General features: G+C 64.2%; 24 protein-coding genes. 8 read left to right on the top strand and 16 right to left on the bottom strand.

What is annotated here, in order from left to right:
* Window positions 1-2: 2 nt before the first annotated feature.
* The 4 genes from hflX to ACFI9K_RS09330 all read right to left on the bottom strand — a co-directional run bounded on the left by hflX (window position 3) and on the right by ACFI9K_RS09330 (window position 4168).
* Window positions 3-1544: a GTPase HflX gene (gene hflX / locus ACFI9K_RS09345; RefSeq protein ID WP_462663212.1), complete on the bottom strand. Its 1542-nt coding sequence runs from the start codon at window positions 1542-1544 to the stop codon at window positions 3-5.
* 79 nt (window positions 1545-1623) lie between these two features.
* Complete coding sequence (dapF, locus tag ACFI9K_RS09340; RefSeq protein WP_222093275.1) at window positions 1624-2493, bottom strand: diaminopimelate epimerase; 870 nt, start codon at window positions 2491-2493, stop codon at window positions 1624-1626.
* A gap of 24 nt (window positions 2494-2517) precedes the next feature.
* On the bottom strand, window positions 2518-3453 hold the full coding sequence (gene miaA, locus ACFI9K_RS09335) for a tRNA (adenosine(37)-N6)-dimethylallyltransferase MiaA (RefSeq protein WP_462663211.1): 936 nt from the start codon (window positions 3451-3453) through the stop codon (window positions 2518-2520).
* Window positions 3446-4168, bottom strand: coding sequence for a class III extradiol ring-cleavage dioxygenase family protein (locus ACFI9K_RS09330; RefSeq protein ID WP_462663210.1), 723 nt, complete (start codon window positions 4166-4168; stop codon window positions 3446-3448). Before ACFI9K_RS09330 ends, miaA begins: the two co-directional genes overlap by 8 nt.
* A 242-nt stretch (window positions 4169-4410) precedes the next feature.
* Between ACFI9K_RS09330 and ACFI9K_RS09325 the strand changes: the two genes are divergently transcribed.
* Window positions 4411-5838 carry a DUF349 domain-containing protein gene (locus tag ACFI9K_RS09325; RefSeq protein WP_462663256.1) on the top strand — a complete coding sequence of 476 codons (1428 nt, stop codon included), beginning with the start codon at window positions 4411-4413 and terminating at the stop codon, window positions 5836-5838.
* Between the two features lie 61 nt (window positions 5839-5899).
* Here ACFI9K_RS09325 and ACFI9K_RS09320 read toward each other — a convergent pair whose 3' ends face one another.
* Both ACFI9K_RS09320 and miaB read right to left on the bottom strand, forming a co-directional pair.
* Window positions 5900-6487 (bottom strand): Rv2732c family membrane protein, encoded by a 588-nt coding sequence (locus ACFI9K_RS09320; RefSeq protein ID WP_462663208.1) that lies wholly within the window; start codon window positions 6485-6487, stop codon window positions 5900-5902.
* A complete protein-coding gene (gene miaB, locus ACFI9K_RS09315; RefSeq protein WP_462663255.1) occupies window positions 6484-8034 on the bottom strand; it encodes a tRNA (N6-isopentenyl adenosine(37)-C2)-methylthiotransferase MiaB in 1551 nt (516 codons plus the stop codon). Before miaB ends, ACFI9K_RS09320 begins: the two co-directional genes overlap by 4 nt.
* 249 nt (window positions 8035-8283) lie before the next feature.
* On the opposite strand from miaB, the gene ACFI9K_RS09310 reads away from it, so the two are divergent.
* From ACFI9K_RS09310 to ACFI9K_RS09295, 4 genes are all read left to right on the top strand, one after another.
* Window positions 8284-9012, top strand: coding sequence for an amino acid ABC transporter ATP-binding protein (locus ACFI9K_RS09310; protein ID WP_174557262.1), 729 nt, complete (start codon window positions 8284-8286; stop codon window positions 9010-9012).
* 53 nt (window positions 9013-9065) lie between these two features.
* On the top strand, window positions 9066-9896 hold the full coding sequence (locus tag ACFI9K_RS09305) for a glutamate ABC transporter substrate-binding protein (RefSeq protein ID WP_462663207.1): 831 nt from the start codon (window positions 9066-9068) through the stop codon (window positions 9894-9896).
* 86 nt (window positions 9897-9982) lie between these two features.
* Window positions 9983-10660, top strand: coding sequence for an amino acid ABC transporter permease (locus tag ACFI9K_RS09300; RefSeq protein WP_027496837.1), 678 nt, complete (start codon window positions 9983-9985; stop codon window positions 10658-10660).
* A complete protein-coding gene (locus tag ACFI9K_RS09295; protein WP_462663206.1) occupies window positions 10660-11532 on the top strand; it encodes an amino acid ABC transporter permease in 873 nt (290 codons plus the stop codon). The genes ACFI9K_RS09300 and ACFI9K_RS09295 overlap by 1 nt, the downstream gene beginning before the upstream one ends.
* A 102-nt stretch (window positions 11533-11634) precedes the next feature.
* Here ACFI9K_RS09295 and ACFI9K_RS09290 read toward each other — a convergent pair whose 3' ends face one another.
* From ACFI9K_RS09290 to ACFI9K_RS09270, 5 genes are all read right to left on the bottom strand, one after another.
* Window positions 11635-12204: a regulatory protein RecX gene (locus ACFI9K_RS09290; protein WP_462663205.1), complete on the bottom strand. Its 570-nt coding sequence runs from the start codon at window positions 12202-12204 to the stop codon at window positions 11635-11637.
* Window positions 12205-12216: 12 nt separating this feature from the next.
* The gene (gene recA / locus ACFI9K_RS09285) at window positions 12217-13254 is read right to left on the bottom strand and encodes a recombinase RecA (RefSeq protein ID WP_008716921.1); all 1038 of its coding nucleotides are present in this window, start codon (window positions 13252-13254) and stop codon (window positions 12217-12219) included.
* Window positions 13255-13451: 197 nt separating this feature from the next.
* A complete protein-coding gene (locus ACFI9K_RS09280) occupies window positions 13452-13643 on the bottom strand; it encodes a DUF3046 domain-containing protein (RefSeq protein WP_222093267.1) in 192 nt (63 codons plus the stop codon).
* A 10-nt stretch (window positions 13644-13653) separates the two neighbouring features.
* Window positions 13654-14826 (bottom strand): glycosyltransferase, encoded by a 1173-nt coding sequence (locus ACFI9K_RS09275; protein WP_462663204.1) that lies wholly within the window; start codon window positions 14824-14826, stop codon window positions 13654-13656.
* A gap of 48 nt (window positions 14827-14874) precedes the next feature.
* Window positions 14875-15534 carry a TetR/AcrR family transcriptional regulator gene (locus tag ACFI9K_RS09270; RefSeq protein WP_462663203.1) on the bottom strand — a complete coding sequence of 220 codons (660 nt, stop codon included), beginning with the start codon at window positions 15532-15534 and terminating at the stop codon, window positions 14875-14877.
* A 223-nt stretch (window positions 15535-15757) separates the two neighbouring features.
* Between ACFI9K_RS09270 and ACFI9K_RS09265 the strand changes: the two genes are divergently transcribed.
* Window positions 15758-16654 (top strand): diacylglycerol kinase, encoded by an 897-nt coding sequence (locus tag ACFI9K_RS09265; RefSeq protein WP_462663254.1) that lies wholly within the window; start codon window positions 15758-15760, stop codon window positions 16652-16654.
* Window positions 16655-16662: 8 nt separating this feature from the next.
* On the opposite strand, the gene ACFI9K_RS09260 is transcribed toward ACFI9K_RS09265, so the two are convergent.
* The 5 genes from ACFI9K_RS09260 to pgsA all read right to left on the bottom strand — a co-directional run bounded on the left by ACFI9K_RS09260 (window position 16663) and on the right by pgsA (window position 19924).
* Entirely contained in the window at window positions 16663-16836 is a 174-nt protein-coding gene (locus ACFI9K_RS09260) for a hypothetical protein (protein ID WP_462663202.1), read from the bottom strand.
* 99 nt (window positions 16837-16935) lie between these two features.
* Window positions 16936-17805 carry a phage shock envelope stress response protein PspM gene (gene pspM / locus ACFI9K_RS09255; protein WP_462663201.1) on the bottom strand — a complete coding sequence of 290 codons (870 nt, stop codon included), beginning with the start codon at window positions 17803-17805 and terminating at the stop codon, window positions 16936-16938.
* A 42-nt stretch (window positions 17806-17847) separates the two neighbouring features.
* Window positions 17848-18657: a PspA/IM30 family protein gene (locus ACFI9K_RS09250; protein WP_222093263.1), complete on the bottom strand. Its 810-nt coding sequence runs from the start codon at window positions 18655-18657 to the stop codon at window positions 17848-17850.
* Window positions 18658-18800: 143 nt separating this feature from the next.
* Entirely contained in the window at window positions 18801-19142 is a 342-nt protein-coding gene (locus ACFI9K_RS09245) for a helix-turn-helix domain-containing protein (protein WP_462663200.1), read from the bottom strand.
* Between the two features lie 188 nt (window positions 19143-19330).
* Window positions 19331-19924 carry a CDP-diacylglycerol--glycerol-3-phosphate 3-phosphatidyltransferase gene (pgsA, locus tag ACFI9K_RS09240; RefSeq protein WP_462663199.1) on the bottom strand — a complete coding sequence of 198 codons (594 nt, stop codon included), beginning with the start codon at window positions 19922-19924 and terminating at the stop codon, window positions 19331-19333.
* A 284-nt stretch (window positions 19925-20208) separates the two neighbouring features.
* Here pgsA and ACFI9K_RS09235 point away from each other — a divergent pair, with 284 nt between their 5' ends.
* Complete coding sequence (locus ACFI9K_RS09235; protein WP_462663198.1) at window positions 20209-20796, top strand: amino-acid N-acetyltransferase; 588 nt, start codon at window positions 20209-20211, stop codon at window positions 20794-20796.
* Between the two features lie 41 nt (window positions 20797-20837).
* Window positions 20838-21122 carry a YciI family protein gene (locus ACFI9K_RS09230; protein ID WP_462663197.1) on the top strand — a complete coding sequence of 95 codons (285 nt, stop codon included), beginning with the start codon at window positions 20838-20840 and terminating at the stop codon, window positions 21120-21122.
* Window positions 21123-21134 lie beyond the last annotated feature (12 nt).

Here is a 21134-nt window from a genome sequence, read left to right as displayed (position 1 = left end):
CGTCAGGCGCTGGGGACGATGGTCGTGAACTCGACCAGCGCTGCTGCCAGAGACTGCGGCACCCGAGCTTCGACGCGAGTGCCGTCCTCCTCGTGCGTGGACTGCACGATCCGGCCGTCGGTGTGAATTCGCGCGACCAGATCGCCGCGGGTGTACGGCACGAGGACGTCGACCAACACGTCGGGCTCGGCGAGGATCTCGCCGAGATGGTCGCGCAATGCATCGATGCCCTCACCGGTCTTGGCCGAGACGAATCGTGCACCGTCGAGCAATCCGCGCAACTGAGTGAGCTGCACTGGGTCCGCAGCGTCGATCTTGTTGACCACCAACAGCTCCGGTGGCATCTTGGCGTCCTGCTCGCGAACCACGTCGGTGATCACCTCGCGGACGGCCTTGATCTGATCGAGCGGCAACGGATCAGACCCGTCGACCACGTGCAGGAGCAGATCTGCATCGGTGACCTCCTCGAGCGTCGAGCGGAAGGCCTCGACCAACTGGGTCGGGAGATGCCGCACGAAGCCGACGGTATCGGTCAGCACGATTGCGCGGCCGTCCTCGAGAGTCGACTTACGCGTCGTGGGATCCAGGGTGGCGAACAACGCATTCTGGACCAGTACACCCGAGCCGGTCAGTGCGTTCAGCAGACTCGACTTGCCCGCGTTGGTGTAACCGACGATCGCGATGGACGGCACCGTGCCGGAAAGTCGCTGTTCCCGTTTGGTGTCGCGAGCCTGCTTCATGCCCTTGATCTCGCGGCGTAGCTTGGCCATTCGCTCACGGATGCGTCGACGGTCGGTCTCGATCTTCGTTTCACCCGGCCCACGCAGACCCACACCGCCGTTGCTGCCCGCACGTCCGCCGGCCTGCCGCGACATCGATTCGCCCCAGCCGCGAAGCCTGGGCAGCATGTACTCCATCTGTGCGAAAGCGACCTGCGCCTTGCCTTCTCGCGAGGTCGCATGCTGGGCGAAGATGTCGAGGATCAGCGCGGTGCGGTCGATGACCTTGACCTTGACGACCTTCTCCAGCGCGTTGAGCTGGGCGGGAGTCAGTTCACCGTCGCAGATAACGGTATCGGCACCGGTTGCGAGCACGATGTCGCGTACTTCTTTCGCCTTGCCGGAACCGATGTACGTCGCAGCATCGGGCTTGTCGCGCCGCTGCATCAAGGCTTCGAGGACCTCCGAGCCTGCCGTCTCGGCCAGCGCCGCCAATTCGGTCATGCTGGACTCGGCCTGCGCGGCCGTTCCGGTGGTCCACACACCGACCAGCACGACGCGTTCGAGGCGCAGCTGCCGATACTCGACCTCGGTGACGTCGGTGAGCTCGGTGGACAGTCCGGCTACTCGGCGTAGCGCGGTGCGGTCTTCGAGCTGCATGTCGCCCGAGGACGGGGAGTCCTCATCGTTGAGCGGAGATCGGGCCAGCCGCCTCGACCATGCGTCGGATTCCTCGCGAGTCCACGCCGATACGGTGTCAGGTGAACCGTCGGTATTGTCGTCGACCGGTTCGCCCGCAGGTGATGTTTCATGTGAGTTCGTCATACATCACCCATGATCCACGAAAAGCCCAGCGTGTGCACGCGGGTTTCGGCTACGCCCTCACGAGAGGCCGTGGTGATCGTCAGTTCTGGGCACCGAACCATCGGTCGTCTATCTCACCGCGGGCGAGCAGGACCGAGGGTCCACGAAGGGTGGCACCGACGTGATCGATGTTCACGCGCACTCGTCCGCCGAGTACGCCGACGCTCACCTCACCGGTCTCGAGACCCTCGTACGACAGCGCGGCTGCGGCTGCGGCCACCGTGCCGGTGCCACAGGATCGCGTCTCGCCGACGCCGCGCTCGAACACCCGCATGTCGACGCCGCCGTCGTCCAGCCTGGTCAGCAGCTCCACGTTCGCGCCGCGGGGGAAGAACTCGGTGTCCAGGGTCGGCGGTACGGACAAGTCCAGCGCACCGAGCGAGGCACGGGTCAACGTGCCGTCGACGCACGCGAGATGCGGGTTGCCGACATCTATCCCGATGCCCTCGTAGGAGCCACCCGCAATGGTCACCGAGCTCGAGCCCATCAAGGTGACATCCCCCATCGCGACGGTGACATCGGCGTCGGTGTCGTCGAACGAATGCACCGTCACCGCGCGCGCACCGGCCCGCGACCCCACGACGAACTGATCGCGGTGTTCGAGGTCGTGCACTCGCAGATAGTGGGCGAACACGCGAACGCCGTTGCCGCACATCTCGGCGATGGTGCCGTCGGCATTGCGGTAGTCCATGAACCAGTCCTCGGGCTCCACGCCCGCCGGCATGCGATCGAGAACGCCCGCATCCCGCAGCACCCCGGCTCGCGTCACCCGCAGAATGCCGTCGGCACCGAGTCCCTGGCGTCGATCGCACAGCACCGCGACCGCAGACCTGGTGAGCTCGAGTTCGGCTGACGGATCCGGCAGTACGACGAAGTCGTTCTGTGTTCCGTGGCCTTTGGCGAATTCCATGAGCGTGAGTCTACGGGGACGCCACTACGGAGAGCCGATGACGGACAGGGCGTCCGAGATCAGCGTCGACGACGCACCGTCGAGCCATCGCACTCGGTCGTCGCGGCGAAACCAGGAGCGCTGGCGTCGCACGTAACGCCTGGTGCCGATGAACGTGCGCTCGCGGGCGTGCTCGATGTCGTATTCACCCGCTACCACGTCGAGAGCCTGTGCGTATCCGATCGCCCGTGACGCCGTGACTCCCTCGCGCAATCCCCGTTCCAGCAGGTCCTTCACCTCGTCGAGCAGTCCGGTGTCGAACATCGTTCGGGTACGGACATCGATGCGCTCGTCCAGTTCAGTGGTGTCGCGGTCGACTCCCAGTATGACTGTGCCCCAACGTGGTTCACCGATCTTCGGGGCCGATGCCGCGAACGGTAGACCGGTCAGTTCCACCACCTCGAGTGCCCGAACCATCCGACGTCCGTCGGTCGGCAGGATGGATGCGGCGGCCTCGGGATCTGCTGCTGCCAACGCACGATGGATCTCGTCCACCCCCTCGCGCGCCAGAACGTCCTCCCATTTCGCGCGGACGACCGGATCCGTGGCCGGGAAGGCCCACTCGTCGAGCAGCGACTGCACGTACATCATCGACCCGCCGACGATGATCGGGCGACGGCCTCGGCAGCGGATGGCATCGACGTCGGCGACGGCCGCGGACTGGTAGCGCGCGACGGTCGCAATCTCGGTGACCTCGAGCACATCCAACTGGTGATGCGGTATGCCGCGACGCTCTTCCACGGACAGCTTCGCGGTCCCGATGTCCATCCCCCGGTACTGCTGCATCGCGTCGACGTTGACGATCTCGCCGTCGAATTTCTCGGCCAGGTCGAGAGCCAGATCGGACTTACCCGTAGCCGTCGGCCCGATCACCGCGATCGGTGTCGTGGCGGGGTCGGGAGTGGCGTGATCGTCAGTCACGAGTCCAGCTTCCGACGAAGTATCCGACGCCGAACGGTGCTCCGCGATACAGCTCGGTCGCCGTCATCGCGTCCGATCCCGCCGCCGCGGCCACTACCTGCCACGCCGCACGTCCACCGACGCCGACCGCCGCGCACAAGTCCACGTCGAGGTTCACCAGGGCATCGACGTCAGCCGTGGCCAGGGCATCGTCGACCCGTTGCTGAACAGCGTCGGCCCGCTCGTCGAACGAGCCCGGAGCCTTGGCAGTGAGCGTGTTCGCGCCGTCTGCCAGCACCAGAATGCCCCAGTTGTCCGAGGACGCGTCGAGTTCGCGTCGCAGCTCCGCCCCGAGTGTCGTGCAGTGCCGAGAACTGGCGTCGGCGGACATCGTCCGGACCTCCAGCTCGGTGTCCGGCGCGCACGTTCCGCGCAACCATCCTGCGATCAGGACGGCCAACGGCAACTCGGGATCCGCCACCGTCGACACCGTTCCCCCTGCCAGGCTCACGACCACGTCCACTCCGAAACCACGAAACGTACCGACCGTGGAAGCGGGGTAGGACCCTTCGCTGCCGTCGACACCGATGGCCATCCACCGGTCGACCGTGGACGTCAGCTTCGTCACCGCGTCCACCGCGGCGGCGCGAAGATCGGCCGTCTCGGCAGCACTCGAGCCCGTCATCTCGGGGACGAGCAACGGCGGAGAGGGCACCAGGGCCACGGAACTGAACACGAACACCAAACTAGTCGGTCCCGCGACATGGCCGGACGAGTCCACCTCGAGCCGTCTGAGCTGTTTCAATGGTCCGATCGGTCGTCACCTAGTTCAATGGTGTCCAGATCGCGAGTGAAGGCAGCCGTGACGCGCGGCAGAGATGAGGAACAATGACCGACCCGAACGCCGGCTCCACCACCGAGGCCACCTCGTCGGAGGTACCCACCCCGACCTCGAGTGCCACCCAGCCCGGTTCTTCGATGTCCGGTGGTACCGAGCAAGGCAGTGGAAGCGAGCACGGCAGTGCACCCGAGTCAGGTAGTGCACCCAAGCCGAGCAGCGGACCCAAGCCGGGCGGGCCGAAACCCGGTGGACCGAAACCCGGCGGTGGACCCAAGCCCGGTGGTTCGGCCGGGGTCAAGCCTCATCCGACGCCTTCGCACGTCCCGACCGTCGTGCCGACAGTCGCTCCGGCCAGTGATCCCAGCAAGTTCGGCAGGGTCGACGACGACGGCACCGCGTGGGTGACCACCGCCGACGGTGAGCGGCAGATCGGATCCTGGCAGGCGGGCGACGCTGCCGAAGGCCTCGCTCATTTCGGTCGTCGGTACGACGACCTTTCGACCGAGGTCGGCCTTCTCGAGGCTCGATTGACCTCGGGCACCGGTGACGCGAAGAAGACCAAGGCTGCCGCCTCAGCACTGCTGGAGAGCCTGCCGACCGCCGCGGTGATCGGAGACCTCGAGCAGCTGGCTCGCCGTCTCGACGCTGTAGTCGAGCACTCGGACGCTGCAGCGGCCATCGCCAAGCACGAGAAGGAACTCGAACGAGCCGAGCACACTGCCCGGAAGGAAGCGCTTGCTGTCGAGGCCGAGCAGATCGGCGGCGAATCGACGCAGTGGAAACAGGCCGGAGATCGATTACGCGAAATCCTCGACGAATGGAAGACCATTCGCGGGGTCGACCGCAAGATCGACGATGCTCTGTGGAAGCGCTATTCCAAGGCGCGGGAGAACTTCAACCGTCGTCGGGGCGCACATTTCGCCGATCTCGACCGCGAGCGCGGTGCTGCAAAGGTTCGCAAGGAAGAGTTGGTCGAGCGCGCCAAGGCCTTGTCCTCGTCTACGGATTGGGGCCCCACCGCGGCGGCGTTCCGCGATCTCCTGGTGGAGTGGAAGGCGTCCGGGCGGGCTCCACGAGATGCCGACGACGCCCTGTGGAAGAACTTCAAGGCAGCGCAGGACGTGTTCTTCGCGGCACGCAACGCCGCTGCGTCGGAGCGGGACGCCGAGTTCGAATCCAACGCCGAGGCCAAGGAAGCCTTGTTGGCCAAGACGCACATCGATCCGAGCAAGGACCTCGACGCCGCCCGCTCGGCACTGCGTGATCTACAGGACAAGTGGGATGCCATCGGCAAGGTTCCGCGCGAAAAGATGCAGGAACTCGAAGGCAAACTTCGCGCCATCGAAAAGTCCGTGCACGACGCCGTGGAGTCGCAGTGGCGTCGCTCCGACCCCGAGGCGGTCGCCCGTGCGGCTCAGTTCCGTGAGCGGGTGGCCCAGTTCGAGGATCAGGCAGCAAAGGCAACGGCAGCCGGTAAGACAAAGGACGCCGAGCGTGCCATGGCTCAGGCGCAACAGTGGCGCGAGTGGGCCGACGCGGCCGAAAGTGCCGTGGACGAGCTGTAATTCGATACCTGGGTCCGTTCCGCCGCCTCCCCGACCGAACCGGGCAGGCGGCGGGATCGGTCTAGGGGGCCGAGTGGCCGTCCCACAGGCGCAGCTTCTGTTCACCCGACGCGGCTGCGATACGACGCTGTTCCTGTGCGGCGAGTTGCGAGTTCGTCTTGTTCCACACGGCCTTGAGCCAGTGGAACGTCAACGCCATGACGGCGACCCAGGCGATGATCAGGCCGAGGCCCGGTCCGGCACCCTGCAGGTTGTTCGGCACAGTTTGCCTCGACCAGATCGAGAGCATGCCGAACACCGACGACACCGCGCATCCGGCGAGCGCAGCCCACGCCAGTGCCCACATTCGAGTGACGAGCGCGAGCACCGACATCACCACCCCGAACGTCAACACCAGCACGACGAAGATACGAGACGGCAGCGCAATGGACTCCGCGACTGCCGCGTCACTGCTCGAGAGCACGTCGAAGCCGCTGGCAGATCCGGCGTGCGGCAACGCGAAGGTGACCAGAAGCACCAGGACCAGTCCGGCTACCACCATGGCCCGCGCGCCAGGGTCCAACTCGGTCATCACCGCTCTCTCGGTTCGTCCGAGTTCTTCCGCGGATCGAGAAGGTACGACGCGGTCGGGTCCGTCTGTGTCGGTCATACGGTGCATCCTGTCTGAACCGGAAGCGGCGCCGGTGCGCCGATCGAGGGAAGCCCGAGGCCGACCCCGATCGGGGCCGTCTTCCGCATGACGCCGCGTTCGTGAGCATCTCCTGCCGCGGTTCGTCGGTGCGTGAGCACTCCGGCGTCGGCGATCAGGTGGTACGGGGCCGCGGCGGTGAGGGTGGTCGTGACGACGTCGCCCGGTCGAATGTCGCCCGCCCGTGCGGCATCGACGGCGAAGTGCACCAGGCGGCCGTCTCTGGCGCGTCCGCTCATCCGATGAGTCGCGGCGTTCTTGCGCCCCTCACCGGTGGCGACGAGCAATTCGACCTCGGTGCCGATCAGTGCCTGATTCGCGGTCAGGACGATCTCCTCCTGCAACGCGATCAGCCGCAGATACCGTTCTTGGACAACCTCTTTCGGCACCTGATCGGGCATGTCCGCCGCCGGGGTACCGGGCCGCTTGGAGTACTGGAAGGTGTACGCGTTGGCGAACTTCGCACGCCGCACCACCTCGAGGGTCTGCTCGAAATCTTCCTCGGTCTCACCGGGAAAACCGACGATGATGTCCGTCGTGACGGCCGCATGCGGCATGGCCGCGCGCACCTTGTCGATGATGCCCATGAACTTCGTCTGACGATAGGACCTGCGCATCGCCTTGAGGATCCGATCCGATCCGGACTGCAGCGGCATGTGCAGGGTGGGACAGATGTTGGGCGTGGACGCCATCGCTTCGATCACGTCGTCGGTGAATTCGGCCGGGTGCGGAGACGTGAACCGCACTCGCTCGAGTCCTTCGATAGAGCCGCAGGCGGTCAGCAGCGATGCGAACGCGCCGCGATCACGTGGCAGGTCCGGATCTGCGAACGACGCACCGTAGGCATTGACGTTCTGGCCGAGCAGCGTCACTTCGAGCACACCTTGGTCCACCAGAGCCTGTACCTCGGCGAGGATATCGCCCGGCCTGCGGTCGATTTCCTTGCCGCGCAACGCGGGGACGATGCAGAACGTGCAGGTGTTGTTGCAGCCCACCGAGATCGACACCCAGCCCGCGTATGCCGATTCTCGTTTTGCGGGCAGAGTGGACGGAAAGGCATCGAGCGACTCGAGAATCTCGACCTGCGCTTGCTCGTTGTGCCGGGCGCGCTCGAGCAACACCGGCAGAGACCCGATGTTGTGGGTGCCGAACACGACGTCGACCCACGGAGCCCTTTCGACCACCGTGTTTCGATCCTTCTGAGCCAGGCAGCCACCGACGGCGATCTGCATGTTGGGGTTTCTCGTCTTCGCCGGCCGCAACATGCCGAGGTTGCCGTAGAGCTTGTTGTCGGCGTTCTCGCGCACAGCACAGGTGTTGAACACCACCAGATCTGCGTCGGTGCCGGCGTCCGCAGGCACGTATCCGGCCTCTTCGAGCAGTCCGGACAGACGTTCGGAATCGTGAACGTTCATCTGGCAACCGTGCGTGCGCACCTCGTAGCTGCGGGGACCTGCCGCCGACGAGGCGCTGGCCGAGTCGGGGGCGGAGCTCCCGCGATCGGTCACGTCCACGGTCGGAAAAACACTCGTTTGCACCCCTCCAGGGTACGTCCACCGCCAGAGCGGACACGCCGGGGTCGCGGGGCCTGCCGCGTACTGTCCAGGCACTATGCGAGCCGACAGTAAAGTTTCCATTACATAATCGAAGACTGCGGGCGAAAAGGCCGGTCGGCGAGGAAACTACGCATAGGGTTTCGTCCTATGACGCACGCCACCGACGCCCCGGCATCGACATCACCGCCGGGCGCACATTCGATGATCTCGCTCAAATCCGTCGACAAGCACTTCGGTGATCTGCACGTACTCAAGGACATCAATCTCGAAGTGCCGGCCGGGCAGGTCGTCATCGTCGTGGGTCCGTCCGGATCCGGTAAGTCGACTCTGTGCCGAACGATCAACCGGTTGGAGCCGATCGACTCCGGTGCCATCGAGGTCGACGGCGATCTACTGCCCGCCGAAGGCAAGGCTCTCGCTGCACTACGCGCGGATGTCGGCATGGTGTTCCAGTCCTTCAACCTGTTCGCGCACAAAACAATTCTGCAGAACGTCATGCTCGCACCGATGAAGGTGCGCAAGCTCAAGAAAGACGAGGCCGAGAAGAGCGCGCTCGCTCTGCTCGAGCGGGTCGGTATCGCCAATCAGGCCGACAAGTACCCAGCTCAGCTGTCCGGCGGTCAGCAACAGCGCGTTGCCATCGCCCGCTCGCTCGCCATGAACCCCAAAGTGATGCTCTTCGACGAGCCCACCTCGGCCCTGGATCCAGAGATGGTCAACGAGGTACTCGACGTCATGACCTCGCTGGCCAAGGAGGGCATGACCATGCTCGTCGTCACCCACGAGATGGGCTTCGCTCGCAAGGCCGGCGACCGCGTCATCTTCATGGCCGACGGTGCCGTCGTCGAGGACACCGATCCCGAAACCTTCTTCAAGTCGCCGAAGTCCGAACGCGCCAAGGACTTCCTCGGCAAGATCCTCGGTCACTGACCCGATTCATCGCTCGTTCCCGTATACACGACCTATCCCGAAGGACATTCACTGTGAGAATCACCCGTCCGATCCGCCTCGGTGTCGCCATCGCCGCCCTGTCCATCGTTGCGACCGCATGCGGTGGCGGCGAGGAAGCCCGGACCATCTCGACCAGCGCCGAGTCCGGCAACCTCATCGTCGGCATCAAGTTCGACCAGCCGGGCCTCGGTCTGCGTAACCCGGACGGCTCGTTCAGCGGCTTCGACGTCGAGGTGGCCAAGTACGTCGCCGGCAAGCTCGGTGTCGACGAGGCGAACATCGAGTTCAAGGAATCGCCGTCCGCGCAGCGCGAGACGCTGATCCAGAACGGTGAGGTCGACTACATCGTCGCCACCTACTCCATCACCGACACCCGCAAGGAGAAGGTCGGCTTCGCCGGACCGTACTTCGTGGCAGGTCAGTCGCTCCTGGTGAAGCAGGACAACACCGACATCACCGGTGCCGATTCTCTCGAGGGCAAGAAGCTGTGCTCGGTAACCGGTTCCACCCCGGCCCAGAACATCGCCGACGAGTACCCGGGAGTCCAGCTTCAGCCGTACGACACCTACTCCGCCTGCGTCGAGGCACTGCGCAACGGCACCGTCGACGCCGTCACCACCGACGACATCATCCTTGCCGGTTACGCCGCTCAATCTCCCGGTCAGTTCAAGGTGGTCGGCGAACCGTTCACCACGGAGAACTACGGCATCGGCCTGAACAAGGACGACACCGACGGACGCAACAAGATCAACGATGCCATCGAAGAGATGGTGAGCAGCGGTGCTTGGGAGCAGGCTTTCGACGAGACCGTCGGCGCGTCGGGCTACCCGCTGCCGAGCCCGCCCACCGTCGACCGCTACTGATCGACTCTTCTCGTCGTGTTCCGCGCGCGACAGCGTGCGGAACACCACGCTTCGATCTCGCCGAGCCGTGAGGATCAACACGCACCGTGAATCTATTGAGCAAGTACGGCGATCAACTGATCGACGCATTCCTCTCGACCATCTACCTGACATTGGCTTCCCTCGTCGGGGCATTGGTCATCGGGACGATCATCGCCGCGATGCGGGTGTCTCCCATCCCGATCGCACGTGGCATAGCCGCGACGTACGTCACCATTTTTCGTAATACCCCATTGACCCTGATCATTCTGTTCACCTCGTTCGGGCTCTATCAGACAATGGGCGTTTCTCTTGCGTCGGAGTCCTCGCCGACGTCCCTCGACGACAACAACTTTCGACTCGCAATCCTCGGACTGAGCATCTACACCGCATCGTTCGTGGCCGAATCTCTCCGATCGGGAATCAACACTGTCCCGGTCGGTCAGGCAGAAGCAGGCCGCTCTCTCGGAATGACCTTCACCCAGAACATCTCGATCGTCGTTCTGCCACAAGCATTCCGAGCCGTGGTCGGACCACTCGGCAGTGTCGTGATCGCATTGACCAAGAACACGACCATCGCCTCGGTCATCGGCGTCGCCGAGGCGTCGTTCCTGATGAAGAACATGATCGAGAACGAGGCCGCGATCTTCGTCGTCGGCGGTATCTTCGCGCTCGGCTTCATGATCTTGACGCTCCCAACCGGGTTGCTGTTCGGTTACATCAGCAAGCGATTGGCGGTGTCATGATGAGTGATGCAGTAGCAGTTCTGTACGACGTTCCGGGCCCGAAAGCGGTGCTGCGGTACCGCATTCTGACCGGTGTCGTTGCGGTGGTTTCGCTCGGAATCGCCTTTCTGATCTACCGTGCCCTGGACTCCAAGGGGCAGCTCACCGCCGACAAGTGGGATCCGTTCCTCCAGTCGACGACGTGGACCACATATCTGTTGCCCGGAATCCAGGGAACTCTGGTCGCGGCAGCGTTGTCGATCGTCTTCGCACTGATTCTCGGTGCGGTCCTCGGCATCGGCCGACTCTCGGATCACCGCGCCGTACGGATAATCAGCGGTGCAATCGTCGAATTGTTCCGTGCGGTTCCCGTGCTGATCCTGATGATCTTCCTGTACGCGGTCTACGCAGATTACGAGGTCTTCAAGGTCAAGTACCTGGCTTTGGCCGCCGTGGTCACCGGCCTGACTCTCTACAACGGATCGGTCATCGCCGAGATCGTCCGTGCAGGCGTCAATTCACTGCCGAAGGGGCAGCGCGAAGCCGCGTCGGCGCTGGGCATGCGCAAGAGCCAGGTGATGACCTTGGTGCTGCTCCCCCAGGCGGTCACGGCCATGCTGCCGGCGATCATTTCGCAGATGGTGGTGGCGCTGAAGGACTCTGCGCTCGGCTACATCATCGGGTACGTCGAGGTCGTCCGTTCCGGCCAACAGGTCGGTGCGTTCTACAGCAACTACCTGCCGTCGCTGGTGATTGTGGCCGTGATCATGATCATCATCAACTCGGCGCTGACGAAGCTGGCAACCGTAGTCGAGCGGCGTTTGCGATCGCGAAAGCGCAAGACCGGCACCGCCGATGTCGTTCCTGCGCTCGACGGCGGCCAGGCAGCCTGACCTCGTGTAGCGATTGGGGAGGCCCTCGACGAGTAAGGCCCGCAACACCGATGGTGTTGCGGGCCTTACTGTTTCTCGACTACACCGCCTCGAGGTGGACGATCACATCGAGGCGGTGCCGTCGAAGTCATGGGGGCCGTCGAAGTCTTCGGTATCGGCTCCTGCGTGGTCGAGTTGCTCCTTGACGACCGCAAACGCCATTCCCTGCGAGTAGCCACGGCGTGCGAGCATGCCGACCAGCTTGCGCACCACCTTGTCTCGCTCGGCGCGAGCTTCGGGTGCGTTCGGATCCGGCAACTGCAGAGTCCGGAATCGCTTGCGTACCAACTCTGCTGCCCGCTGACGCTCGTCGTCGGCGTCGATCAGATCCAGCGCGTGCACGGCAAGTTCATTGCTGACTCCCTTGGTGCGGAGCTCCATGCTCAGCGCACGTTTGCCCTTGCCGGAGTACTTGTGCCGAGACTGGACCCACTGCTGCGCGAACGATTCGTCGTCGACCAGCTTGGCCTTCTCGAGCCGGTCGAGAACAGCGTGTGCGATCTCTTCGGTGAAGCCCTTCTTGGCAAGGCTCGCTTCGAGTTCGTGCCGACTACGCGCTCGGTCGGTCAGCAACCGAAGGCAGACGTCTTTCGCCTGCGCTTCGGTGCCGCCGCCCTCGTCTCGCTGCTGCACAGCGGAAACGGGTTAGAAGTCGACCGGAGCAGCTGCGGGCTCCTCCGCGGTGACGTCCGCGCCGATCTGCAGCTTCTCCATGATCTTCTTCTCGATCTCGTCCCGCACATCGGGGTTCTCGAGCATGAACTTGCGGGCGTTCTCCTTGCCCTGGCCGAGCTGGTCACCCTCGTAGGTGAACCACGAACCCGACTTACGGATGAAGCCGTGCTCGACACCCATGTCGATCAACGAGCCCTCGCGGCTGATGCCCTTGCCGTAGATGATGTCGAACTCGGCCTGCTTGAACGGCGGAGCAACCTTGTTCTTGACGACCTTCACTCGGGTGCGGTTACCGATGGCGTCGGTCCCGTCCTTCAGAGTTTCGATGCGACGAATATCGAGGCGAACCGAGGCGTAGAACTTCAATGCCTTACCACCGGTAGTGGTTTCGGGAGAACCGAACATGACGCCGATCTTCTCGCGCAACTGGTTGATGAAGATGACGGTGGTACCGGAATTGCTCATCGCACCGGTGATCTTGCGCAACGCCTGGCTCATCAGGCGAGCCTGCAGACCTACGTGACTGTCACCCATCTCGCCTTCGATCTCGGCGCGCGGTACGAGTGCGGCCACCGAGTCGATCACGAGGATGTCGAGCGCACCCGAACGGATCAGCATGTCTGCAATTTCCAGGGCCTGCTCACCGGTATCGGGCTGCGAGACCAGCAGTGCATCGGTGTCGACACCGAGCTTCTTCGCGTAGTCCGGATCCAGTGCATGCTCCGCGTCGATGAAGGCAGCGATTCCGCCGGCCCGCTGAGCGCTGGCCACCGCATGCAAGGCCACGGTGGTCTTACCCGAGGACTCCGGACCGTAGACCTCGATGACACGTCCACGCGGCAACCCTCCGATGCCGAGTGCCACATCGAGCGCGATCGATCCGGTGGGGATGACGGCGATGGGCTGACGGACCTCGTCACCGAGGCGCATCACCGAACCCTTGCCGAAGTTCTTGTCGATCTGCGCAAGTGCGAGATCGAGCGCTTTGTCGCGATCGTATGCAGCCATCGTGAGCTCCCTGTGTCGTGTCGTTCAGCTGTGTCGTGTCGATCAGCTTTGTCGTCGGTAACGCTAGAACGGGGTACCGACAAGAAGTTTCGCTGGACCGCTCCGCAACCGTTGTCACCAGCATAGGGGAACACGTGTTCGAGTCAACTACCACGACGTTCGACACGCCGAGCAGACTGGATCGGACCGATACCGAGCTACCAGCGTTCCTTCGGAACATCGAACTCGTAGCAGATCGAGCGCCACACTTCTCGGGGATCGACGCCCTCTTCGATCGCCTGCGCTCCGGTCCGTCCGATGCCGGACAGCACATGATCGGTCAGCAGGGAATTACCTCGAATGGAGCCGAACTCCTCGGTCAGCAGTTCACGAAATTCGGTCAGGCGCACACCCTCGACCCTAACGTCCCGTCCTTCGCGCGCTCCGGGCGAGGACCTCGTGACACACGGACACCGGATCCGCGACGGACTTCCCACCGGCCGCTGCCGCAGCTGCTGCCCGGGCAAATCGCGGATCGGCGAGAACTTGGGCCACTGCGTCGGCGATCGAGCGTGCCGTAGGAGGCCGAACGATCACCGCGCTCCCCTGCCGCGCAGCCCTGTTCGCCAGTTCCCATTGATCACCACCACCGGGCACGGTCACCACCGGGACTCCGTGGATGAGAGCTTTGGCCAACATGCCATGGCCACCCCCACACACCACCACATCGGCATGACGCAGCAGCTCGTCTTGACGACCGAGTCCGGCATTCGCCCAGCTCGGCAGCACGTCGGGGCCGCCGTCGAGCACCGACGCCACGACTCGAACCCCGGTGCCGTCCAACCCTTTCAGCGCCATCTCGAGCATTCCCTCGGCCCCAGTGAACGCCGTCGACGGGGCTACCATCACCAATGGTGATTCGCCGGCGGGCAGGTCCAGTAGATCGTCGGTCGGCTCCCACAGCAACGGACCGATCACGTGCGCGTCCTCGGGCCAGTCGGGACGCTCCACCTCCAACGCGGGAATAGTGGCGACAAGCCGCGCGCTGGGCCCCGGATCCCGCGCCGGTAGCCCGATACTCGCTCTGGCGACGGAACGTTGAGTCAGCCCTTGAGCGATCGAGCGAGCCGTCAGGGCGCGCATCACCGTATCGCGCAGCCTGCCGCGAATGCCGGTTCCCGGTGCCAGTCCACTTCCGATGGGAGGCAGGCCTTTCGAGGGTGAGTACAGCGGGTGAGGCGAGAGTTCGATCCACGGTGTACCGAGACGTTCGGCTGCCATGCCACCACCGGCAGTCAGGATGTCGGACACCACGAGGTCGACGTTCTCCCGCTCGAGGTCGGGCAACAATTCGGTGGAGACGAAGGCTGCGCGAGAGTGGATGCGCTGTCCGGCGTCCAGATCGTCGTCCTCCGGTCGGGGGGCGAGCCCGCCCAGCGGTAAGGCCCTCAGTCCGGCGTCACGGGCGGCGGGCACCCAGCGATTTCCGGTGAACAGGACCGGCTCGTCACCGGCTCGACGAAACAGCAGCGACAGCGCGATAGCCGGAAACGCATGGCCCGGATCGGGCCCGGCCACTACAGCTACTCGCATCGACCCAGCGTGCCACACCCCCCTCGGCGGGCACGATGTGCGTCGAGCTCACTGCAGGTGAACGTCGATCCCGTCAGCGCTCCGAGGACGCAGATAGGCATCGACCGCGTACGCCATCTGAGTCATCACTTCAGCACCGGAGATGCGCTCGGAGACCATCTCGGCGGACTGCACCGCCGACTGCACCATCAACAGCAACATCGTCGCCAATACGGCGGGGTCGCCCGAACGAATCGACGAATCACGTTGTCCCACAACAACCAGTGACGACAGAGTGTCGATGATCAACGATTGGCTGGTGCCGAGCCGATGCAGAATGTAGGTGGCGAGCACATCGGAATCGGAACGAAGAATCTTCACGAACAGCGGGTGGATGCGGATTCGATCGGCTGTCCGGCCCACGGCGGTCACGATCTGATCCCGTCCGGATTCCGTCGCGTCGAAGTTCGGAATGAGTGCGCTGATCTCCCGCGTGAGCAGACTGGACACCACCGCCCGGGTATCGGTCCATCTCCGGTACACGGTTGGCCTGCTGACCTCGGCTCGTCGGGCGATCTCGGCCAGAGTGGTGCGCCTCACACCAAGTTCGAGGATGCACGATCGGGCCGCGTCGAGCACGATGTCGTCGATCGACTTCTCCCGCGCATCCGTCTCGGACGGATGCTCGGACTGAGACGAGGCAGGAATCGACACCGGTCGCTCGGTCACGTGCAACCCTTCACTCTATGGGCCTGAGAACTGTACCGCGGGCAGAAGCACGCAATTTCGTTACTGTACCTCACGGCTTCGACCACATCGAGTACTCGAAACACGTACCGCCCGAATCGCACATCTGCGCTGTGGACAGTGGACACAGAATAACGTCGGTCGCCGACACGGCAATCCCCAACCCTGGCAAGCTGATCGACGTGACCGAGGAATCCTGATGACAATGACCCGATCGGTGACAGTCCTGACCAACCCGACAGCCGGCGGCGGGCGCGCAGCTCACATCGGTCGACGCGCCGTGTTCCGACTACGCGAGCGGGGAATCGATGTCACGGCCATCGAAGGGCGCACTGCGGGCGATGCGTTGGCGTTGTTGACCAGAGCCGTCGACAGTGGAACGGACGCCGTCGTTGCCGTCGGCGGCGACGGTCTCGTCAATCTCGTGATCCAAGTGCTCTCCGGCACCGAGACCCCGATGGGACTGGTGCCCGCCGGCACCGGAAACGATCTGGCCCGAGTTCTGGGGGTACCCCTCGACGATGCGGTGCGGGCAGCCGACGTCATCGCCGACGATTGCCGGCGAACAATCGATCTGGGCCGAGCCGGTGACCGGTGGTTCGCAACCGTCTTGTCCAGCGGATTCGACTCCCTGGTGACCGAGAGAGCGGGTCGACTTCGATGGTTCGGCGGTCCCCTGCGCTACAACGCGGCCCTGATTCTGCAGTTGTCCACGCTTGGAAAGCTCTCGTACGTCCTGGAATTGGACGATGCCGAGCTTCGGGTGGACGCCACCCTGGTCGCCATCGGGAACGGAAGTTCGTACGGCGGCGGGATGGCGATCTGCCCCGCCGCCCGCGTGGACGACGGCCTGCTCGACATCACCGTCGTACGGGAAGTGAGTCGAACTCGACTGCTGCGAATGTCGCCCACTCTCTATCGGGGAACACACGTGGAACTCCCGGAGGTCGATACCTACACCTCGAAGCGGGTCACCCTGCGGTGCGAGGGAATTGTCGCCTACGCAGACGGTGAGCGCGTCGGTGAACTACCGATCACCGTGCAGTCCGTACCGGGTGCTCTTCGAGTGTTCGTGGACCGCAGCGGCGAGCCGCTTGGGTGACCGCAGAGTCAGAACTTCAGCGAAGGGTGGTCGTCGTGGGAGGCGATCGCCTTGTACAGCCACACCAGTCCCAACACGATCGCGCCGGCGACAACCAACCAGAACACGCCCTTGATGATGGTGCCCAGAAGCGCGAGTGCGATCCAGATCAGGACGATGAATCCGAGTACTTTCCAGAACATGTCGGTCTCCAACCGTGTCGTCGCGCACCGTGTCGTGTCGCGTACATCGATCTTGACAGCGGAATGCTCCGAGCACATCGGGGTGAACCCTGAATTGCGTCAGCGGTGTCGCGCTCGAATCCGATCGATTTCGGTGAGTGCATCGGCCCATCCCTGCAATCGGTCGGTGGCCGATTCGAGCTCGCGGCGGTGGACGTCCACAATAGGGGTCGAAGCCGATCCCGCCGGTCCTGTCATGCGCGCTGCGGCCGCGACGAGTTGTTCGTACTGATCGACTCCGGCCGCGAGATCCGATGCAGCCGAATCTATTCCACTACGCACATGTTCACGCGTGGCAACGCTGGCCGCACTTGCCCGCTCGAGAGCAGCGATGTCGACGGCGACCCCTTCGAGACCCTGGACGGCGTCCGAGGCCACGGCGATGGTCTCCTCCACCTCCTCGGTTCCGATCGTCTCGGACCTGGCCAGAATTCCCAACAACTCGAACAGGCTCTTCTCGGCACCGGCCAGCCGGGCCATCGGCTCGTAGGCAGCAGATCCGCGCTGCGGCAACGTGCGCTTGGCAGGTATGCCGACGGGTACGGGCTGTGACTTCAGCCGTCGTAGCCGGGAGACTGCGAACACCGCCGGTACGGCCATGAGCGCAGCACCTCCGCCGCCGACGAACAGCGACCACTCCGGAGCCGACAGCACGGCCATTCCTGCGGTTCCCGCAGCCGTCGTGGTCGACGCGGCCCCGAACCGTATTCCGCGTCGTCTGGCACGGCGGATCTTCTTCAGGTGCTTCGCACGAGGATCCTTGCGACGGCCCGCAGCATCGAAGAACGACGTGCCGACGGATCTCGCGGACTCGGCGAGCGACCTGACCACCGCCCCGGACTCCGACGCCGCCGCGGCAATGGAGTCCCGATCGAACGAAGCGGCCGGCCGCTTACGCGACCGGCCGGATTCGTGTTCTGTGCTGCCCATGTCGAAGCTGATGTCAGTCGACGGACGTGCTCGCGCGGTCGATCACGCCTGAGCCGGCGGCTCGGGCGTTGCGTTCGGAGACTTGGCAATCGACGGCTTGGCCGCAGCATCGCCGGACGGCAGCGAGTCGCCTGCCATCGAGGCGCGAATCTGCTCGAGGCGGCTGTGGCCTGCCATCTGAACCGACGCCTGCTGCACCTCGAGCATGCGACCCGAGACGGTGTTCTGCGCCAACTCGGCCGAACCGAGCGCGTCGGCATAGCGGCGCTCGATCTTGTCGCGAACTGCGTCGAGGCTCGGGGTGTTGCCAGGAGCGGACAACGTGCTGTCCATCGAACGCAGGGATTCGCTGACCTTCTCCTGCATCTTCGCCTGCTCGAGCTGGCTGAGCAGCTTGGTGCGCTCGGCAACCTTGGACTGCAGTGCCATCGCGTTCTGCTCGACGGCCTTCTTCGCCTGAGTGGCGGCCTGCAGCGACTGGTCGTGCAGAACCTTCAGATCTTCGACGCTCTGCTCGGCGGTCACGAGCTGCGCCGCGAACGCCTCGGCGGCATTGGTGTACTGCGTGGCCTTCTCGACATCGCCCGCGGTAGCGGCCTGATCGGCGAGCGTGACCGCCTGCCGAGCGTTCGCGTTCAACTTCTCGACCTCGTCAAGCTGTCGGCTGAGCTTCATCTCGAGCTGACGCTGATTGCCGATGACGGACGCAGCCTGCTGAGACAGCGCCTGATGCTGCCGCTGCGCATCTTCGATCGCCTGCTGAATCTGAACCTTGGGGTCGGCCTTCTCGTCGATCTTGGAATTGAAGAGCGCCATCATGTATTTCCAGGCCTTGACGAAAGGATTAGCCATGGGGTGGTCCTGCCTCCATCTGTTGCGCCGCGGTGGCCGCGTACGGGTCGGCTGCTCTCGCAGTGACCGAAATGAACCTGTCCGTGCTGAAAAGTCTGGTGCTTGTCGTGGGTCACGAAAGGAAACTGGGTGCGTTTCCGATCTTAGGCGGCAGCGAGAGCTCTGGCAGCAGGTGCGGGAATCACGACACGGGTCTCGCCGTCGATACGAGTGGCGACGACGGCCTCGTCGAGCCGTGCGGCCGCGACGGATGCGTCGGACAGCGTCACGCTGACGTCGCTCATGACATCGGAGAGAGGGACCGCGAGGGCATCGCAGATCGCGGCGAGCAGTTCGCTCGACGCTTCCTTACGACCACGTTCGACCTCGGAGAGGTATCCCAGGCTCACGCGTGCAGTGTTCGAGACTTCACGCAGGGTTCGGCTCTGTGCGACGCGAGTACGCCGCAGACTGTCGCCGAGTGCTTCACGCAATAGCAGCGCCATCTCGCTCCTCCTCGTTGGTGTCCGTACCGACGGCCGAGCCGTCGAGACGACAACGTTCGTATCTCGTTCTTCCTGAGCCGTCAGTTGTTCAACGTCTCGGTCGGTCCGATTGGTTCCCGACCTTATATGCCCGTTCACTCCAACACGCGCCGAAGCACTTCCGACACGACTGTAGTCCGCTGCGGCATTCACCCGGCGGACACACCTCGACGTAGCCGAACGGCTTGCACGACGTAGTCGATTCCGGTGTAGACGGTCAGCAGGACCGCAAGGGCCATCAGTGCCATGGCGACCGGATCGACCGCACTCGGCAGCGGGCACAGATACACCCCGATCGCGAATGTCTGCACCAGAGTTTTGACCTTCCCGCCGCGACCGGCAGGGATCACGCCGTGCCGGATGACGGCGAAGCGCACCGCGGTGATGCCGATTTCTCGCACTCCGATGATGACGGTCACCCACCAGGACAGGTCCCCCAGGATCGACAGACCGACGAGCGCCGCACCGATCAGAGCCTTGTCCGCGATGGGATCAGCCATTTTCCCGAAATCGGTGACCAGACCGTACTTGCGCGCAACTTGGCCGTCGATCCTGTCGGTGATGGCCGCGACCGCGAAGACCGCGGTGGCCGTCAGACGCCAGGTGGTGTCGTGACCGTCCCCGACGAACAACGCCGCGAGGAACACCGGCACCAGCGCAATCCGAAGAACCGTCAGAACGTTGGCGACGTTGAGCAACGGCACCTCGTCCGTCCCACCAGGAGCGGCGTTGCCGTGTGGCAATTCCGTGCTCCGCGCAGTACTCCCGGCACGGGAGGCACCACGGCCCTGGGTACCACTGCCCGGCGTATCACTGCTCGGGCCACCACTACTCGGGCCACCACTACTCGATGGGACACCCTGACCAGGCGCAACCGGCCCGGTCATCGGCGCACTCGCGCACCGGCTAGGCGGAATCGGACAGTGCGTCCGTATGTGGGCAGCGGCCACTCGCCGAGACGGGGACACAGCTCACGGAACGACACACGAAAAGTTTATCGGTTGCGGCACTGACTACTGTTCACCCCATGACTTCTGGGCCGAATCGGGCGAGTCGCGACACCGCAGATCCCGAATCCGACGCACATTTCGACACCGCGGACGGCCGTCCCGCACCCGACGGCACCCTTATAGTGCGTCGCGCGAGGACGTCGGACATTCCCGATATCAAGCGCTTGATCGACATCTACGCCGGCCGCATCCTGCTCGAGAAGAATCTGGTCACGCTGTACGAGGCCGTGCAGGAGTTCTGGATCGCCGAACGTGACGGCGAGGTCATCGGATGCGGGGCTTTGCACGTGCTCTGGGCCGATCTCGGGGAAGTTCGTACCGTGGCGGTCGATCCTGCCGCGAAGGGGCACGGTGCCGGGCACCTCATCGTCGCCAAACTCGTCGACGTCGCTCGCGAACTCGCGCTGCAGAAGGTGTTCGTGTTGACGTTCGAGGTGGACTTCTTCGCGCGGCACGGATTCGCCGAAATCGACGGCACTCCGGTCACCGCCGAGGTGTACGCGGAGATGTGTCGGTCGTACGACACCGGCGTCGCAGAGTTCCTGGACCTGAGCTACGTCAAACCGAACACGCTGGGTAACACCCGGATGTTGCTGTCCCTCTGACAGAATTCGGACTTCGACCCTCGAATTCGGAAGAGAGCTCCATGCCCCTCATCGCCGTCAACTACACCTACTCCCCCAGCACCACAGCCGGCCGGGACACCCACCGCGCGGCCCATCGTGCCTGGCTGGCCGACCTGCTCGAGCAGAAGACCCTGGTCTCGAGTGGTCCGTACGCCGACGGCAGCGGGGCACTGCTCCTGGTAGAGGGCCCGGACGCCGCGAGCGTCGAGACGCTGTTCGCGCAGGATCCGTTCGCCATCGAGAACCTGATCGAGTCTGCGACGTTCGACGAATGGACCCCGGTGATGGGCACCTTCTCGTCCTGATACACGGTCGTG

It is taken from the genome of Rhodococcus sp. PSi06, from assembly GCF_054960675.1.
Note: the sequence above shows the minus strand (reverse complement) of the source record. Positions and strands in the feature narration are given on the sequence as shown.